Source organism: Paenisporosarcina sp. P4_D4 (assembly GCF_056401835.1).
In genome coordinates this window covers 1-729 of the sequence record NZ_JBFUIO010000392.1, presented here as the reverse complement: position 1 = coordinate 729, position 729 = coordinate 1, and the positions used below count along the sequence as shown (strand labels likewise).

The 729-nt window shown below is 32.5% G+C and carries 2 protein-coding genes; both read left to right on the top strand.

The genetic code is table 11. The annotated features are described in order from the left end of the window. Window positions 1-7: 7 nt before the first annotated feature. Window positions 8-424: a MarR family winged helix-turn-helix transcriptional regulator gene (locus tag AC1DSL_RS19065; RefSeq protein WP_477533453.1), complete on the top strand. Its 417-nt coding sequence runs from the start codon at window positions 8-10 to the stop codon at window positions 422-424. Then, a partial coding sequence (locus AC1DSL_RS19060) for a DUF3147 family protein (protein WP_477533452.1) occupies window positions 415-729 on the top strand: 315 nt, incomplete at its 3' end. The genes AC1DSL_RS19065 and AC1DSL_RS19060, both read left to right, overlap by 10 nt.

Sequence of the window (729 nt, the reverse complement as noted above, 5' to 3'; positions counted from 1 at the left end):
GGTATTTGTGAACAGTAAAGTTTCACTAATAAATCAATATTGGACAGATATTTATTTTCATTTACATTATCTCCATAAAGAAAAAATCTCTCATCAAGTGGTCCGTATTCTTCAACTTGTAGATAAACAGGATGAGATAGGAGTAAATGAAATTGCTTCATACATACAGGTTTCTCATAATACTGCCTCGGAACACGTTAAAAGAATGATTGAAAAGAACTATTTAATAAAGGGGAGAGATCCTCTTGATGAAAGAAAAGTAATTCTTTGTCTAACGGGTTATGGTAAAGAAGTTTTACATAGAAATACTAGTTTAGATGAAGAAAAATTAGAACAAGTGTTGAATCAACTTGATGACAATGAAAAGAATTTAATAGAACAAGCCCTAAAAATCTTAAGTGATCGTGCAAAACAATGTCTGTAATAACGAAAATTATTGCTTCAGCAATCGTTATTGTTGTTGTTACGGAGATTTCAAGAAGATTTCCTTCATATGGAGGAATAATAGCTGCTCTTCCTTTAGTAAGTTTACTAAGCATTACATGGCTGTATGTCCAAGGGGAACAAACAGCAACGTTAAGCAAGTTTGCATTAGGGGTACTTTGGGGATTTCCTGCAACTGCTGTTTTGTTAGTAATCGTTTATATAGCCTTACAAAACTCCGTTCATTTATTTATATCCATTGGTTTAGGAGTATGTGGCTGGTTGATATTTTTATTGGTTCAAGAT